A 14296-nucleotide genomic window follows, 5' to 3' on the forward strand; every position below is an offset into this window, starting at 1 on the left:
GGTTGCCGGGAACCCAGGAGCTGTACGGGTCGGCCGTGTCGACGGGGTGCATCTGGGCCAGGGCGTGGTGGCCAACCGCGCCGGGCTCCCGGTCGGGGTGTCGACCGTCGACGGCGTCACCCGCGCGGTCTCGGCGGTGTGCCCGCACCTCGGCGGCGTCCTGGCCTGGAACGACGCCGAATGCAGCTGGGACTGCCCGCTGCACGCCTCCCGCTTCGCCGCCGACGGCACCCGCATCGAAGGCCCGGCGCTCAAGGACCTGAAGAACCTGCCGAGAACCGGCGGCTGAGGCCCCTCAACTCTCGTGCCGGAGCTGCTGCACGTCGTCCCATCCCTGCTGGGGCGTCTCGCAGCTCTCCCGGAACACGTACTGCGAGGCGAGCTTGCGCTGACTGCTCGACCAGTCGATGGCCGGACGGCGCTGCTCGGGCGGCACGTAGCCGAGCCGGTACACGGCCATGAGCTCGAGGTCGTCGGGCACGTGCAGGAGCTGCACGATCTCGTCCCAGCGGCCCGGCACCTCCATGGGGAACGAGATGAACTGGATGCCCATCCCGAGCTCGACCGTGGTGAGCCAGATGTTCTCCATCGCCGCACCCATGCTGAACACCGAGTAGAACGACGAGAGCTGTCCCGGCCGGTACTCGCTGCGGTCGAGCATGACTCCCAGCAGCAGCGGGGAGCCCGCGACGAGCTTGCGGTTCTCGGCGCCCAGGGTCTTCGGCACCCCGAGAGCGTTCATGAGCGTCTGCCCGCGCTTGGTGAACACCTGGCCCGTGAAGGGCCGTAGCGGAGCGGGGAGCTTGTCGAACAGCATCCCGCTGCGCTTCTCCTCCATCTCGGCCTGACTGAAGCGGAAGTAAGGCTTGTACCGCTCGAAGAACGTGCCGTTCGACATCGCCTCGGTCATGCTCTCGCCCGAGATGGTCGCGATCTTGTCGATCGTCTCCCGGCTCTCGATGACGACGAATCGCCACGGCTGGCTGTTCAGCTGCGACGGCGCGCGCCCGGCCGCCTCGAGCAGGATGCGCTGATGCTCCTCGGAGACGGGATCGGGCAGGAACGGCCCGTTGGTCGTCTTGCGGCGGCGGATGGCGTCGAGCAGCTCCATGCGGTCACTTCCGGTTTGCGGGGCGGAGCGAGCACACGAGGCCCGCGAGGATGAAAGGCGCTGCGGTGAGGGCGGTGAGCGGATGCCGCCGGCTGTGCGTGCGCACGGAGGGGATCGCGGCGAGCGGAGCTGCTGCCGGCAGGAGCACGAGGGCCGCGCGGCGGCTTGCTCGGCGCGGTCCCGCCCAGAACAGGGCGATGACGGCGGCTGCGGCGGTCGTCACGCATGTCGCGATGTAGAGCGCATGGTGCACCCACCGGAAGTTGCGCGTGTCGATCAGCTTCGTCGCGACGGCGGTGCCCAGCCCGACGTTCGCGGCGTACGCGACGGCGGCGGCCACGAACAGCGGCGCAGCGCTGCTCCGCCGTGTTCGCTGCCTCATGCCCCGACCCTACGCCCCACCTCCCCCCGCCGAGCCACCCCCTTGCGTGCGAGCGGCCCCTTTGAGTACGACCACGACGGGGTGGTTCGCACGTGAAGGGGCCGCTCGGGTGGCGCTACAGATTCGCGTCCGCGTAGATGCGGAGCGCGTCGCGGACGAACTCCGCGCCGTGCGTGCCGCCGCGTGACGTCGCGTAGTTCGCGCCGAAGCGCGGGTCGGCGACGTACATCTCGCCCAGACCGATGACGTACGCCTTCACGTCGCCGCCGGGAGTGGTCGCAGGGGTGCCGGGCACTCCCGTCAGCCACTCGACGTGACGTCGCGCGACATCCTGAGCGTCGGCGGATGCCGGATCGACACCGCTCTCCGCGGCGGCGATCCAGTCGCGTCCGAGATCGGACACGCGCTGCTGCCACTCGGCGCGCTCGGCATCGGTCATCCCCCGCCACCAGCGGTCGCCGTCGGCGTAGGCCTTCTTTCCCCAACGGTCCTCGACCTCCTCTTTGTACTGGGTGTGGTCGAAGCCGTCGAACATGTTCTCTGCCATGAGTTCTTCACCTCCTCTCAATGCGGTGATGGTGGATTCGACCGACGCGATCTGACGCGCCAGCCTGGCCTGCTCCTCGCGCAGCAGCGCGAGATGGGTCTCGAGAGCGGATGCCTCGGCGCGCTCCTTCGCGAGCACGTCGGAGATCTGCGGCAGGCCGAGGCCCAGCTCGCGCAGCAGCAGGATGCGCTGCAGTCGCACGAGCGCGAGTGCGTCATAGTGCCGGTAGCCGTTCGCGGCGATGCGCGACGGCGGGAGCAGCCCGATGTCGTCGTAGTGCCGCAACGTGCGGCTCGTCGTGCCCGCGAGCCGCGCGATCTCCTGGATCGACCAGTCTTCCTGAACCACGAACTCCTCCTTTCTCGGTGGTGTTCTCAGCCTAGAAGTTGACGCAACGTCAATGTCAAGTGTCCTCGTATGACAATATATAGCGCTCATATGCGTTGCTTTCGGTCGGAAGCGCCTGCCACGATCGAGTTTCTTGATGAATGTCTGGAGGTGATTTATGTCCGTTATGACTGTGATCGAACCGACGCTGCTGAAGAGCCGCGTGCAGAACGCTCTCGACGACGCGCTCCTGCGCTTCGACGGCTGGTGGCTCGTTCTCCTCGCAGTGCTTCTCGTGTTCGGTGTCGCTTTCCTCGCGTCCTTGGCTGCATGGTGCTTCCTCTCGAATGGAGGCAAGCGCTTCACCGGGAACTGGAAGTGGGACAAGGGCGGCGTGTCCGTCTGGATCGAGTGCATCTAGCGCTCACAGCCCTCGACGCACCCGCACGGGTGCGTCGAGGGTCCGCCCGTCACGAAGGAAGGAAACGAATGCTGCTCGATGTCTCCGCCGTGGAGTTCGCCTATGCGAAGCGGACGCCGGTGCTGCGCGACCTCTCGCTCACGATCGCGCCGGGAGAGCGGGTGGGCCTGGTCGGTCCGAACGGCTCCGGCAAATCGACGCTCATCCGCCTGATCGCCGATCTCCTGCAGCTGCGGCGCGGCAGCATCCGCATCGCCGGCCGATCGCATCAGGAGCGCGTGTCGCGCGAGAGCGTCGTCTACGTCGCGAGCAACGACTACCTGCCCCAGTTCCTCACCGGTCGCGAATACGTCGACCTCATGCACCGCTTCTACGGGCAGGAGGCCGACACCGCGCGGCTGGACGACCTGTTCGCCCGCTACCAGATGGAGGCGCGGCAGTTCGATCTCATCGAGGACTACTCGCACGGCATGCGCAAGAAGGTGCAGCTCATCTCGAGCCTGCTGCTGCGGCGTCCGCTGACGATCATCGACGAGACCCTGAACGGCGTCGACGTCGATGCGCTGTACGAGTTCGAGCGCGACGCGCGCGACCTGGGCGACGGCAACGCCCTGCTGCTGTGCAGCCACGACTTCCGCCTGCTCGAGGCGGTGTGCGACCGCATCGTCGTGCTCTGCCGCGGCGAGCTCGCCTACGATCTGCCGCTGCGCCGCGTGCACGACGAATTCGGCTCCGTCGACGACCTCGTCAAGCGCGCCATCAGCTCGTCGCGAGGCGTCGCGTGAAGTCCGTCCTCACGCTGACCGGATTCCTGTCGCTCTTCCTCGTGCGCCGCATCCTGCGTCGAGGGGCGCTCCGGCTCGCCGTGGTCCGCTGGGGTCTCGCCGGCGCAGCACTCCTCGCGTTCGCGGCGTTCTGCGCGTTCGGCATCGTCACCCTCCGTCAGCTCATCGACGATCCCGCGCTGCTCGTGCCGCTGCTGCGCGTCGCGGGGACGGCGGTCCCGATGTGGGTGCTCGCGATCTTCACCGTCGTGCGCGTCCTCTTCATGAAGTCGAGCGATCTCGTCGAGCTCACGTTCGGCTTCCCGCTCACCAACCGGGCGCGCGCCCTCGGGTTCATGCTCTTCGAGGCGATGCTCGTCGGCGTCGGGGTCACGGTCATCCTCGGCGCGCTCGTCTCCGGCGCGCTCTCGATCGGCGGCATCGGGATGCTCGACGACGTCGTCGCGTGCCTCGTGCTGCCGACCGGCGTCTCGTACCTCCTGGCCAGCGTCTACTACCTGCTGCTCGAGCGGATCCTCCTGCAGTTCCGGCTGGCACGGCTGCGCGCCTTCCTGGTGCCGGTGGTGCTCGCGGGCACGCTCATCGCCCTCGCGGTCGCCGTCTCGGGCCAATCGGAGCGCGTGCTCTTCGCCGCCATCGGAGAAGACGAGTACTTCGCACCGCAGCTGCTCTTCGCCGACCTCGCCGCCGCGCACGGCCTCCTCGCGGCGGTGGGCGTGGGGCTCGTCGCGGTCGCCCTTCTCGTCGTGCTCGTCTGCTCCGCGACCCCGCGCCAGTTCGACCCGACCCGACGCTTCGCCCGCGTCCCGCGGGTGCTCGGGTCGTCGGAGTTCGGCGCCTACGTCCTCGCGCACATCCGGGCCATCGAGACCCTCACCGTCGCCGGTCTCGTGTTCGCGGGTTCGTACGCGCTGTTCGTCGCCGACATCCGCCTCCCGCCCTTCCTCCTGATCGCGGTCACGATCCAGGGCGCGTACGCCTACGTGTCGACCGAGCCGCTGCGGGCCTGCGGACCCCGTCGGCACGGCCCGGTGCGGCGTTATCTGCTCGTGCTCGGCCCGCAACTGCTCGCGCTCCTCGTGTGCGCCGTTCCGGCCGGCATCCTCTCGGCCCTCACCGGGATCGGGTGGGGCGAGATTTTCATGGTGATCGGGTTCTGCGCGTCGAACACGGTCGTCCTCACCCTCGCCGGCATCGCGTTCCCGCCGGAGAAGGGCAACCCGTTCTCCGTGGTCGTCGGCGTCGCCGTCGCCGCCCTCGTCACCGGAACCCTCCTCCTCGGCGCCAGCCTGCTCGGCCTGCCCACCTGGTTCAGCACGGTGATGCTCCTGGTCGTCACCGCCTGCGCCGCCGCACTCTCCGCCATCGGGATGCAGAAGATCGAAAGGATCGAACGTCATGAAGTGGTTGTTTAGGTTCATCGGAAGCCTCGTGGCCGCGCTCGTCGCCACGGTCGGCGCTGCCGTCATCACGGCGATCTGGCTCATGTTCTCGGCGGGTTCCGCCGAAGGCCGGCGCCTCGGCTACTTCGGCGCCGTGTTCGTCGAGGTCGAGCAGACGCCGCAGGGCACCACCCAGCTGGGAGTCGGTCTGGCCGACGCCCTCCCGCTCGTCCTGTCGGTCGTCGCGATCACCCTGTTCCTCCTCGCCGTCATGGTCGTGCACGACCAACTGCGCGCACGGCGGAACCAGCTCCTCGCCGACGCCGAGTGATGCGGCCGACGCCGGCTGATGCGGGCGACGCCGAGTGACGTGGTCGACGACGGTCAGCGGACTCCGTGCTCGCGCGGTGCTCCGCTGGCTGGCGCTCGCCGCCTGGCCGATGCATCTCGTCTTCGGCGCATCGATGGCCGCGGCGACGGCGGTGGCCATCGTCTTCGATCAGCCGGGAATCCTCGGCGCGCTGCGGGCTGTCGGCGTGCACTACGTCTTCGGGCTGTGCGCGTCGTTCGCGATCCATGAGCTGGGGCATGCCGTGGTGCTGCAGCGGGCGCCCGGCGTGACCGCGATCACACTGGAACGCACGCTGCTGCGGATCTCCGTCCGGCCGCACGGGTCGATCCGCGGCCGAGACGCCTTCCTCAGCGCGCTCGCCGGCCCTCTGCTCTGCACGGCGATCGGCGTGGTGCTGTGGCTCGTCGCGCCGCACCTGATGCTGCACTTCTGGTTCCTCCTGCATGCGCTCTTCCTCACCCCCGCGTTCTCCGACGGCCGCATCCTCGTCGTCGGAGCCCGGAGCTGGGACCGATCGATCTCGCGGAGGAGCTGACACCCTCGGGAGATGTCGACAGCGCGTCGACGTCGACAACTTTTTCTCCCGAACCTGCGTGTTCTCGGTACCGTCGTCAGGTGACCGCATCGCATCCCCTCGCCCTCGCCCCCGTGACTGCACCGCCGAGCACGCCTGACGACTTCGCGAAGCAGTTCCTGCACAACCTCAACTTCGACCGCGGCGTCGCCCTGTCGGCCTCGAGCGCGAACGACCGCTACTTCGCGCTCGCCCACACCGTGCGCGACTATCTGATGGCGCGATGGCTCGAGGACCTGCGGCGCCAGAAGGAGACCCAGGCCAAGGCGGTCTGCTACCTGTCGGCCGAATACCTGCTCGGCCGACAGCTCGACAACAACCTGCTGGCGGCCGACCTCGCGAAGGTCGCCGAGGAAGCCCTGGCCTCGTGCGGTGTCTCGCTCGATGAACTCCGCGCCCACGAGGTCGAACCCGGCCTCGGAAACGGCGGACTCGGCCGTCTCGCCGCATGCTTCATCGACTCGTTGGCCACGATGGCGGTGCCGAGCATCGGCTACGGCATCCGCTACGAGTACGGCATCTTCCGGCAGACGTTCGTCGACGGTCAGCAGGTGGAGCAGCCGGACGCCTGGCTCACGCTGGGCTCGCCCTGGGAGTTCGCGCGACCAGAGGATTCGCAGACCATCGCTTTCGGCGGTCACACCGAGAAGTACGACGATGAGGGTGTGCTCCGCAGCCGCTGGGTCCCCGCGTGGAACGTGCAGGCAGTGCCCTACAACTACATGGTTCCCGGCTTCCAGAACGGCCGCGTCAACACTCTGCGGCTCTGGAGCGCGGTCGCCACCAGCGCGTTCGATCTGCGCATCTTCAACTCCGGTGACTATGAAGAGGCCGTGCGGGCGCAGACCTTCGCCGAGAACATCTCGAAGGTGCTGTACCCCGAGGACTCGACTCCGCAGGGCAAGGAACTGCGGCTGCAGCAGCAGTACTTCTTCGTCGCGGCATCCATCAACGACTTCCTCGAGAACATGCTCGCCGACGGCTTCGAGCTCACGGACCTGCCTGAGCGTGTCATCTTCCAGCTCAACGACACCCATCCCGTGATCGCCGTGCCCGAATTCATGCGCGTTCTCATCGACGAGCGCCACCTCGAATGGGATGCCGCATGGGCGATCACCCGTCAGTGCTTCGCCTACACCTGCCACACGCTGCTCCCCGAGGCTCTGGAGGTGTGGTCCGTCGAGCTGATGGGGCGGCTGCTCCCGCGCCACCTGGAGATCATCTACCGCATCAACGACGAGTTCCTCGTGGAGGTTCGGGAACGCCACGGCGACGACGAGATGCTGCTGCGCGACATGTCGATCATCTCCGAGCATCCGGAGCGATCCGTGCGGATGGCCTACCTCGCGACCGTTGCGGGCGCCAAGGTCAACGGGGTCGCGGAACTCCACTCGCAGCTTCTGCGCGAGAAGGTGCTCAGCGATTTCGACGCGTTCTTCCCCGGCAAGTTCACCAACGTCACGAACGGCGTCACCCCGCGCCGCTTCCTGCGCCTGGCGAACCCCGAGCTCTCCGAGTTGATCACCGCTGCCATCGGCGATGGGTGGACCACCGACCTCGAACGCCTCCGCGAGCTCGAGCCGTTCGCGGAGGATGCGGAGTTCCGCGCCGCGTTCGCTCGGGTGAAGGCGTCGAACAAGCGCCGCCTGAGCCAGGTCCTGCGCGAGCGGGACGGAGTCGAGATCAGTGACGGGCACATGCTCGATGTCATGGTCAAGCGCCTGCACGAGTACAAGAGGCAGCTGCTGAAGGTTCTGCACGTCGTCACGACCTTCGAGGGCGTGGTCTCCGGAGCCGTCGCGGCATCCGACATCGTGCCGCGCACCGTGATCTTCGGCGCCAAGGCGGCACCGGGGTACACGATGGCGAAGCGCATCATCCATCTGATCAACGCCGTCGGTGAGGTCGTCAACAACGATCCGCGCCTCGAGGGAGCATTGAAGGTCGTCTTCCCACCCAACTACAACGTGACGCTCGCAGAACGCGTGATCCCGGCGGCGGATCTGTCGGAGCAGATCTCTCTCGCGGGCAAGGAGGCTTCGGGCACGGGGAACATGAAGTTCGCCCTGAACGGCGCCCTCACCGTCGGTACCGACGACGGCGCGAACGTCGAGATCCGCGAGCTCGTCGGCGACGACAACTTCTTCCTCTTCGGCATGAGCGAGCCCGAGGTCGAGACCCTGAGCACGCGCGGTTACCGACCCGATGAGTTCTATCACGCCGACGCGAGCCTGCGACGAGCGATCGACCTCATCGCCTCCGGCGCCTTCTCGGGAGGCGACCGCACGGTGTTCGAACCCGTCGTGTCGAACCTGCTCTACGAGGACCGCTTCATGGTGCTCGCCGACTACGCGACCTACATCGACGCCCAGCACAGGGTGGATGCCGCGTACGTCGATCGAGAGGCCTGGAACCGCTCCGCCATCGTCAACGTCGCCCGCACCGGCTTCTTCTCATCCGATCGCTCGATCCGCGATTACATCGACCGGATCTGGCACACTCCGCCGCTCGACTGAGGGTGGCCGCGTCGGATCAGGCGACACTCTTGACAAGATCGAGATATATCGTGTTACTCTCTAAAGACACGATATATCTCGATCCCACAATCCAGGAGAAGCAGACATGACCGAGAAGTGGCTCATCGCCCCCGGCGAGGAACGCGTCATCGACATCGAATCCGTCAGCCGGCTCAAGGTCGGTCTCGTCGGCGGCCAGGTCGACATCGTCGCCCACGACGAACCCGGCATCCGCATCGAGGTGCACGGCGTCACCACCAAGGACCTCCGTATCGAATCCCACGACGGCGAGGTCGAGATCGACCACCCGCAGCTCGGCTGGGACAACTTCCTCGAGGTGTTCCGCAACTTCGGCTCCGGCGGCCCGCGTGCCGAGGTGAGCGTCGCGGTCCCCCGCTCGATCGCCCTGAACCTCGGCGTCGTCAGCGCCGGCGCCCTGGTCTCCGGCATCCGCAACGACACCCGCCTCAACACCGTCTCCGGCGACATCATCGTCGACACCCTGATCGGCGACCTCAACGTCAACTCGGTCTCGGGCGACGTGCAGGTGCGCGGACTCACCGGCTCGATCACCGCCAACAGCGTCTCGGGCGATGTGGCCGTCACCGGCGCGGTCCGCAAGGCGACGGTCGACATCGTCTCCGGCTCGACGCTGGTCGACGCCGCGGGCGACGTGAACACCATCACGGTGAACTCGGTCTCGGGCGGCACCACGGTGCGTCTCGACGAGTCGCTCGCCGCGAACTATGTCATCCGGTCGCTCAGCGGACGCCTGCTCATCGACGGTGTGGAGCGCAGTTCCTCCGGCCCGAGCAACTTCACGGGCACGACCGGCGAGCTCGCCGGCCGCTTCGTCGACCTGCGCGCGAACTCGGTCTCGGGCGGCGTCACTGTCCTGCGCCGCACTCCCGCGTCCATCGAGAACGACCCGGAGTGGGAGGAAGCATGAGTCCCGCGGTCTTCTCCCACGGCGACCTGCGCCTGTACCTGCTGTCGCTGCTCGCCGAGGCGCCCCAGCACGGCTACGGCATCATCCAGTCGCTCACCGACCGCACCGGCGGCACCTACACGCCCAGCGCCGGCACCATCTATCCGCGGCTCGCGAAGCTCGAGGAAGAGGGACTGGTGTCCAAGACCGTCGACGGTCGCACGACCATCTACTCGATCACGGATGCCGGGCGCGCCGAGCTCGCCTCCCGCGAAGGCGACCTCGCAGGCATCGAGGCCGGCCTCACCGATTCGGTGCGGCTCATCGCCAACGAGGTGCGCCAGAGCGTGCAGGAGGCCATGAAGAGCCTCCGTGCCGACCTCGCCTCAGCCGAGCACGACGAGCGATCGGCAGCGAAGAGCCGGCCGCGACCGGCATCCGACGACGCCCGCATCATCAGCCGTGAAGAGCTGCACCGGGCGGATGCCGTGGTCAACGCCTTCCGCGCGCGGGTGCGGACCGACCTGCGCACGCATGTCGCCAAGGGCGGTGTGCTGCCGGCATCCGTCGTCAGCGAACTCGAAGACGGGTTGGATGCCGCCGCACACGCCGTGACCAGAGCACTCAGCGCGCTCGGCTCGGCGCGCTGAACGGGACCGACGACACAGAGGGAGATCTCGCCGCTACTCCGGCCAGATCTCCTTCTGCGTATCCGGCACGGACTCGCCGAGGGGAACGACCAGCACGGAACGGTGCTGCCGGTGCGTGAGCCGGGCGGCGACCGATCCGGTGAAGAACTCCCTGATCGATTCGCCGATGCCGCGCTTGCGCGTGCCGACCACGATCAAGGACGCGTCAAGTTTCGATGCGAGCTGTTTGATCGCCAGGGCCGGATCGCCGACGAGCTGCCGGGCGGTCCAGGTGAGCCCCGAGCCGTCGAGCACGGAGGCCGCCGCTGCCTGCACGGCCTCGAACTCGGCCGCTCCCGCGTCGAAGTTGATGTCGATCGGGGCGGAGTGCACGTATCCGTCGGGGTCCTCGTAGGTCACGAACCGCGTCACATCGACGTGGGCCACGACCAGCGGCGCGCCCAGCAACCGCGCGAATCGGACGGCTTCGTCGATCACGCGCCGATCCTGGTCCGGCTGCAGTCCGACGATGACCGCCTTCTGCAGCGCCGCGTTCTGTGCGACCTCGTCGGACGGAGTGGAGGTGTTGTCGGTCATGAAGATCGTTCCCTTCACCAGCCTGGCGTCAGCCAGAGGGTCTTACCGGCGTGCTATTCTGAATGCTACTCTTACCGGCTCCGCGCCGGTGTCGTGAAATGCATCGGGCTCCTGCCGCCCGCAGCTGAAATCGTGAGGGGGTCTGGCGTATGGGCCGTGGCCGTCAGAAGGCGAAACACACAAAGATCGCCCGCGAACTCAAGGCGTACAGTCCGTCGGTGAACTACTCCGCGCTCGAGCGCGAATTGGGTCACCCGACGGACGAAGACGCCTATGTCGACAAGTGGGCCGACGAATATGCAGACGAAGACGAGGACGAGCTGGAAAAGGCCTGACCCGCCTGCTCCGTCGTCCGCCCCCGTGTGACCCACGGGGGTTTCGTCGTGTCCGGACGTATCCGGGCCGCTGAGAGGATCTCTCCATGGCGCATGTCGTCGCCCTGTACCGTCACCCGATCAAGGGCTTCAGTCCTGAGTCCGTCGACACGCTCACCGTGCAGGCCGACGGAAGGGTCGCGGGCGATCGGGTGCTCGCGTTCCGCTTCGCCGATGCGGTGACGCCGGAGACGCACGACGGGCTGGACTACTGGCCGAAGGCGAAGGGCCTCGCTCTTCAGGACTTCCCGGCGCTGGCCGCGTTGCGCACGAGCTACGACGACACGTCGAGGCGGATGCGGATCGAGCACGAGGGAGAGCTGCTCGCGGAGGCCGGCCTCGACGACGACGGCCGCGCGGAGCTCGTGGCCGCGGTCACCGACTTCGTGCTCTCGACCCGCGAAGGGCGGCGGTTGCAGCGCCCCGGTCGGCTCCCGCTCGTGCTCGTCGGTGACGGCGCGACCTCACGGTTCCAGGATCGGGCTCGCGGATACGTCTCGCTGCACAGCCAGGGGAGCACGCGCGCGCTGAGCGAGGCGCTTGGGGCGGACGCCGATGACCGCCGCTTCCGCTCGAACATCGTCATCGACGGCGTCGGACCCTGGGACGAGCTCGACTGGACCGGCGCGGTGCGCATCGGCACCATGGCCTTCCGGCCGGTGGGCCCGATCGTGCGCTGCCTCGCCACGCACGCCAACCCCGACACCGGCGTGCGCGACGCCCGGGTGCTCACCACCCTCACCGGAGCGCTCGGCCAGGACGAGCCGACTCTCGGACGCCTGCTCCTTCCCGAGGACGGGTCGCCGGAGGGTGTCATCCGCCTCGGCGACGAGGTGCGCGCGCACTGACCGTCCCGGGTGCCGGCCCGCCGCGTTCACCCGCCCCAGACGGCGCGCGCACCGGCCTCGCCGATGAGCACGATCATCACCGTGCTTCCGGCGCCGCTCACGACCGCCAGCACCGCCAGGATCACGCGGGCCGTCCGGCCGGGTCCTTCGCCGAACCGGTACCAGCACCACTGCAGTGTCGCGACGATGAACATCGCCAGCGTCCACGGCCAGAGGAGCCCGCCGAGATCGGCGTGATGCATGACCGCGGGCACCGGACCGACGCTCTGCGCCAGCGCTTGGCCGGCCAGCATCGTGATCGGCACGAGCACCAGCACGATCAGTGCGGCGATCGGCGTCACGATCCCGAGTCTCCTCCGCGCGGCGGGCAGGAGCGCGCCCAGGATGAGGGCCAGCGCCGTGAGCGGCACGAGGATGACGACCGCGTGCACGATGAGCGGATGCAGGGGGAGCCCGGCGATCTCGAAGAGGTCCATACTCAGGACACGGGATCGGGTCGCTTGAGGTTCAGTTGAACTTCTCGCCGGGCTGTCTCGTGTTCTCCGGAGAGGACCCGAAGGAGGTCGAGGATGCCGCGGGATGACGCTGCGCGTCTCGGCGCACTCTACGACGCGCACGCGGCGCCGATCTGGCGCTACGTCGTGCACCTCACCGGCGACCGCGCGGGGGCGGACGATGTGGTCCAGGAGACCCTGCTCCGTGCGTGGCGGACGCCGCGCATCCTCTCCGACGATCCGGAATCCACGCGCTCGTGGATGTACACGGTCGCGCGCCACCTGGTCGTGGACGAGGTGCGCAGCGCCCACCACCGCCGGGAGATCGCGATGGACGAGCCTCCGGAGGCATCCGTGCGCGACGCCACCGACGCGATCTTCGACGCGATCCTCATCGAAGAGGCGCTCGCGGCGCTCTCCGCGCAGCATCGCGAGGTCGTCGTCCGGGCGTACTACCGAGGCCTCACGGTCGCGGAGATCGCCGAGGAGCTGACCATCCCCGAGGGAACCGTGAAGTCGAGGCTGCACTACGGCCTTCGCGCGCTCCGCCTCGGCCTGCAGGAGAAGGGTGTGACGCGATGAATGCCGACCACGCGCGCTACAACGAGTGGGATGCCGCCTACGTGCTCGGAGCCCTCAGCGCCGCAGACCGCGCGGAGTTCGAGGCGCACCTCTCGCAGTGCGCCGAGTGCCGAGCGGCCATCGCAGAGATCGCGCCGACGCTCGGTCTGCTCTCGCGGGTCGCTCCCGAGCGGGCGGATTCGCTGCTGCGCACCGCGGATGCCGCGACTGCCGGACCCGAGACTCCCGGACCAGAGACTCCCGGACCCGACCATCGCGCACGGGTGCTCTCGCTCGCTGCGGCCCGCGCTCGTCGACGCCGCCGCGCGTGGGTCGCCGGGCTCGCCGCGGCCGCGGTGATCGTCGTGGCCGCGGTGGCCGTGCCGATCGTGTCGGCGCAACTGCGCCCGCCGACGACGACCATCGCGCTGGAGCAGGTGATCGACGCGCCCCTGACGGCGACGGTCGACCTCACCGATGTCGCGTGGGGCACGAGGATCGACATGGCGTGCGACTACGGATCCGAAGGCGATGCGCCCGCGAACGGGTGGGCGTATGCACTGGTCGTGGTGAGCGACGATGGCGTCGAGAGCGTGCTGTCGACCTGGCGGGCGCACCCGGGCACCACGGCCCGCCTGAGCGCGGGCACCGATCTCCCGGCATCCGACATCGCGGCCGTGGAGATCCGCTCGGTCGACTCGGGGAATGTGCTGATGCGGTCTTCGGTCGACGTGTCCTGAACCTTTGCTCGTCCGCTCTCGTGTACCTCGTGACCGCACTCGCGGTCCTGCACAGGAGGTTCACAATGCTCTCGAGAGTCTCGAAGACCGCGGCGATCGCCGCGCTGCTCATGACGTTCGTCGTCTCCGGATGCTCGTCTTCGGGCGGCAGTTCCGGTGCGGGATCGGATGACACAGGAGGCGCCTACGGCCAGTCCTCGGAGTCGAGCAGCCCTGCTCCCAGCGAAGAGTCCGGCGCGACGGCTCTCACGGTCGCCGACTCCGACCTCGGGGAGATCGTCGTGGCCCCCGACGGGAAGACGCTGTACATGTTCGACAAAGACACCCAGGGTTCCGGGGAGAGTTCCTGCTCCGGTGACTGCCTGACGAACTGGCCGCCCTTCACGGTCGACGGCGACGCCCCCGCGGTCGACGGAGTGACCGGCGAAGTCGGCACCATCACGACCGCCGCCGGCGACACGCAGGTGACACTCAACGGCTGGCCCCTCTACTACTTCGCCGGCGACGCCGCCGAAGGCGACGTGAACGGTCAGGGCGTCGGCGGCATCTGGTGGGTGCTCTCCCCCGCCGGTGAGCGCATCGCGGGCTGAGCGGAGCGAGCCCCCGGCCGGCTGCCCGCCGGGTCAGACGAACATGACGCGGTGGGTGGGTTTGTCGGTGTAGTCGCGGCCGAGGGTCTCGGCGACCGACAGGGTCTCGCCCGGGATGCACTCGATCTCGATGAGCAC

At 68.3% G+C, this 14296-nt stretch carries 19 protein-coding genes; 14 read left to right on the forward strand and 5 right to left on the reverse strand.

Translation table 11 applies throughout. From position 1 onward, the window contains the following. A partial coding sequence (locus DW306_RS08460) for a Rieske 2Fe-2S domain-containing protein (protein ID WP_168429267.1) occupies positions 1–289 on the forward strand: 289 nt, incomplete at its 5' end. Between the two features lie 6 nt (positions 290–295). On the opposite strand, the gene DW306_RS08465 is transcribed toward DW306_RS08460, so the two are convergent. From DW306_RS08465 to DW306_RS08475, 3 genes are all read right to left on the reverse strand, one after another. Then, entirely contained in the window at positions 296–1111 is an 816-nt protein-coding gene (locus DW306_RS08465; protein ID WP_136055178.1) for a nitroreductase family protein, read from the reverse strand. 4 nt (positions 1112–1115) lie between these two features. Continuing rightward, the gene (locus tag DW306_RS08470) at positions 1116–1493 is read right to left on the reverse strand and encodes a hypothetical protein (protein WP_136055179.1); all 378 of its coding nucleotides are present in this window, start codon (positions 1491–1493) and stop codon (positions 1116–1118) included. A 115-nt stretch (positions 1494–1608) separates the two neighbouring features. Beyond that, a complete protein-coding gene (locus DW306_RS08475) occupies positions 1609–2388 on the reverse strand; it encodes a MerR family transcriptional regulator (RefSeq protein WP_240747121.1) in 780 nt (259 codons plus the stop codon). Between the two features lie 157 nt (positions 2389–2545). Here DW306_RS08475 and DW306_RS08480 point away from each other — a divergent pair, with 157 nt between their 5' ends. From DW306_RS08480 to DW306_RS08515, 8 genes are all read left to right on the forward strand, one after another. Beyond that, the gene (locus DW306_RS08480) at positions 2546–2788 is read left to right on the forward strand and encodes a hypothetical protein (RefSeq protein ID WP_136055181.1); all 243 of its coding nucleotides are present in this window, start codon (positions 2546–2548) and stop codon (positions 2786–2788) included. 68 nt (positions 2789–2856) lie between these two features. Next, on the forward strand, positions 2857–3573 hold the full coding sequence (locus tag DW306_RS08485; RefSeq protein WP_136055182.1) for an ABC transporter ATP-binding protein: 717 nt from the start codon (positions 2857–2859) through the stop codon (positions 3571–3573). Next, positions 3570–4988, forward strand: coding sequence for a hypothetical protein (locus DW306_RS08490; protein WP_136055183.1), 1419 nt, complete (start codon positions 3570–3572; stop codon positions 4986–4988). The genes DW306_RS08485 and DW306_RS08490 overlap by 4 nt, the downstream gene beginning before the upstream one ends. Further along, entirely contained in the window at positions 4972–5286 is a 315-nt protein-coding gene (locus tag DW306_RS08495) for a hypothetical protein (RefSeq protein WP_136055184.1), read from the forward strand. Before DW306_RS08490 ends, DW306_RS08495 begins: the two co-directional genes overlap by 17 nt. Before the next feature lie 34 nt (positions 5287–5320). Beyond that, positions 5321–5842, forward strand: coding sequence for a hypothetical protein (locus tag DW306_RS08500; RefSeq protein ID WP_136055185.1), 522 nt, complete (start codon positions 5321–5323; stop codon positions 5840–5842). Between the two features lie 80 nt (positions 5843–5922). Beyond that, positions 5923–8397, forward strand: a complete 2475-nt coding sequence (locus DW306_RS08505) for a glycogen/starch/alpha-glucan phosphorylase (RefSeq protein ID WP_136055186.1) — start codon at positions 5923–5925, stop codon at positions 8395–8397. Between the two features lie 106 nt (positions 8398–8503). Next, positions 8504–9346: a DUF4097 family beta strand repeat-containing protein gene (locus tag DW306_RS08510; protein ID WP_136055187.1), complete on the forward strand. Its 843-nt coding sequence runs from the start codon at positions 8504–8506 to the stop codon at positions 9344–9346. After that, a complete protein-coding gene (locus DW306_RS08515; RefSeq protein WP_136055188.1) occupies positions 9343–9975 on the forward strand; it encodes a PadR family transcriptional regulator in 633 nt (210 codons plus the stop codon). The genes DW306_RS08510 and DW306_RS08515 overlap by 4 nt, the downstream gene beginning before the upstream one ends. A gap of 33 nt (positions 9976–10008) precedes the next feature. On the opposite strand, the gene DW306_RS08520 is transcribed toward DW306_RS08515, so the two are convergent. Next, a complete protein-coding gene (locus DW306_RS08520; RefSeq protein WP_136055189.1) occupies positions 10009–10551 on the reverse strand; it encodes a universal stress protein in 543 nt (180 codons plus the stop codon). A 149-nt stretch (positions 10552–10700) separates the two neighbouring features. Between DW306_RS08520 and DW306_RS08525 the strand changes: the two genes are divergently transcribed. Together DW306_RS08525 and DW306_RS08530 are read left to right on the forward strand one after the other, a co-directional pair. Next, a complete protein-coding gene (locus tag DW306_RS08525) occupies positions 10701–10886 on the forward strand; it encodes a DUF3073 domain-containing protein (protein ID WP_116634077.1) in 186 nt (61 codons plus the stop codon). 86 nt (positions 10887–10972) lie between these two features. Further along, positions 10973–11773: an MOSC N-terminal beta barrel domain-containing protein gene (locus tag DW306_RS08530; protein WP_136055190.1), complete on the forward strand. Its 801-nt coding sequence runs from the start codon at positions 10973–10975 to the stop codon at positions 11771–11773. Between the two features lie 26 nt (positions 11774–11799). On the opposite strand, the gene DW306_RS08535 is transcribed toward DW306_RS08530, so the two are convergent. Next, entirely contained in the window at positions 11800–12249 is a 450-nt protein-coding gene (locus tag DW306_RS08535) for a DUF2231 domain-containing protein (RefSeq protein ID WP_136055191.1), read from the reverse strand. A gap of 93 nt (positions 12250–12342) precedes the next feature. On the opposite strand from DW306_RS08535, the gene DW306_RS08540 reads away from it, so the two are divergent. The 3 genes from DW306_RS08540 to DW306_RS08550 all read left to right on the forward strand — a co-directional run bounded on the left by DW306_RS08540 (position 12343) and on the right by DW306_RS08550 (position 14158). Continuing rightward, entirely contained in the window at positions 12343–12849 is a 507-nt protein-coding gene (locus DW306_RS08540) for a sigma-70 family RNA polymerase sigma factor (RefSeq protein ID WP_136055192.1), read from the forward strand. Next, positions 12846–13568, forward strand: coding sequence for a zf-HC2 domain-containing protein (locus DW306_RS08545; protein ID WP_136055193.1), 723 nt, complete (start codon positions 12846–12848; stop codon positions 13566–13568). The genes DW306_RS08540 and DW306_RS08545 overlap by 4 nt, the downstream gene beginning before the upstream one ends. A gap of 65 nt (positions 13569–13633) precedes the next feature. Beyond that, on the forward strand, positions 13634–14158 hold the full coding sequence (locus tag DW306_RS08550; protein ID WP_136055194.1) for a hypothetical protein: 525 nt from the start codon (positions 13634–13636) through the stop codon (positions 14156–14158). The last annotated feature ends 138 nt before the right edge of the window (positions 14159–14296 follow it).

Origin of the sequence: Microbacterium sp. K24 (genome assembly GCF_004794465.1) — a bacterium.
Lineage (GTDB): Bacteria > Actinomycetota > Actinomycetes > Actinomycetales > Microbacteriaceae > Microbacterium.